The following is a 1,373-nucleotide window of genomic DNA, read 5'->3' as shown; positions in this document are numbered from 1 at the left end:
GGCCGAAGGAACGGATTAGTAAAAAATGATTAGATCTGATTTGGCCGTAGTTATTGTTCTATTGTTTGGGTCGTTCTTGACCGGTGTTGCATGGGCACCTGCGTTCGGGGATGCAAGCCGGGTGAAGGGTTCTTTTGAATTGCTCAGCTTTGTTGCTACCACAGTTGCTGCTGTTGTAGCGGTTATAACTTTGTTGGCATGGAAGCAGCAGTTCAGCCATGTTCAGAAATTTGAATCTTTAAAGAGATTTAATAAAGCCGTTGAGGGCCTATATACCAGTAGGGCTTTTATCAGGAGTTTTATGACGCTTCAGATAGTCAAAAGGCGAGATCCTAAAGCAGCGGACATTCCTAAGCTTGAGCTGGCAGATAAGAAATCTAATGATGACTGGTACGCTGCCACCAATGAGTTCGCTGCCGCTCACGAAGATCTGATGCTGTATGTAGACAAGAAAAACCTATCGGGCATCCTTCAGGATTCAAAGTCTTTTGCTTCATATTGCTTCGGGGTTAAGTTGAGGATCGTAGAGTTATCATATGGCGAGCAGGAATCTTGGGACACTGATGTAATATCTTTTCAGCTAAGTTCCGATATTTATATAAGGGAAATGCTGGCAGATGCGAAGAGTAATGTTATGGATTTGAGAAAAAATTTGTAGCCAAGGGCTAGTAAGTTAGACTTATGCCGGGTGTTCACTCCCCTGCATTTTATTCGAGGCGCAGTTAGTAGAAAGGCCGGTCGCCCGGCCTCCATTCTCACTTGGGGTCAAATGCGCCGAGCGCCAATGTCGCAGCTTCGCAGATGTTACGTTGCAACACGGCTTTGAATTCCTGTGCAATGTCTTCGCGCTGAACCTCTTCGCCAACCCAGCGAAGTTTTAGGACCGGCACTGCGCCGCTGGTGATAACCGACAGCCGAAGGGTGATGACTTGTTCGGTCAAGCCTTCGAACGGGACGGTGCTGAATTTTAAGGACACCGGGAGGGTCTCCTTGCTGCGTGCCTCGATCTGGTCCATGGCGCTGCGACTGGCGCTAGTCTCGCCCACGGTGGTTTCCGATTCGCTCGACGCCTTGATGGTGATCGTGCGCACGGCGGCAATGGCCTTGGCCACCGGGATAGCGTTGCCTGCCTCGTCAACCGGGGTTAGGTATTGGTGCCAGTCTTCGATCCAGTCGCTGAGGTCTTTCTGGCTGATGCCGCGCCCGCCGATTTGCTGGGCGGCGGTGTAGCCGGCGGTAGGCTTCAGCTTGAGGACGGCGCGGTCATCGGCATGGCCGGGTTCGCCAGTGGTGCCCAGGTTGAACAGCAGGACACAGCTCATTGCGTCTTGGTCGATGAAGCCGCGCGCGCCTGGTTCTGCGCGTTCCACCAC

General features: G+C 52.0%; 2 protein-coding genes. One reads left to right on the top strand and one right to left on the bottom strand.

Annotated elements, in window-relative coordinates:
* The first annotated feature begins 25 nt into the window (after positions 1–25).
* Positions 26–658: a hypothetical protein gene (locus MF6394_RS32775; protein ID WP_078468296.1), complete on the top strand. Its 633-nt coding sequence runs from the start codon at positions 26–28 to the stop codon at positions 656–658.
* 97 nt (positions 659–755) lie between these two features.
* Here the strand turns inward: MF6394_RS32775 and MF6394_RS32770 are convergent.
* Positions 756–1,373, bottom strand: a 618-nt coding sequence (locus MF6394_RS32770) for a DUF2303 family protein (RefSeq protein ID WP_102047846.1), incomplete at its 5' end; no start/stop codon positions are given.

Source organism: Pseudomonas sp. MF6394, from assembly GCF_002018845.1.
In the GTDB taxonomy this organism is placed as follows: domain Bacteria; phylum Pseudomonadota; class Gammaproteobacteria; order Pseudomonadales; family Pseudomonadaceae; genus Aquipseudomonas; species Aquipseudomonas lactis.
This window is presented reverse-complemented; position numbering and strand designations above follow the sequence as displayed.

What these genes read in the sequence shown, in the direction of transcription:
- MF6394_RS32775 (WP_078468296.1), top strand. Translation starts at nt 26, where the DNA reads ATGATTAGATCTGATTTGGCCGTAGTTATTGTTCTATTGTTTGGGTCG.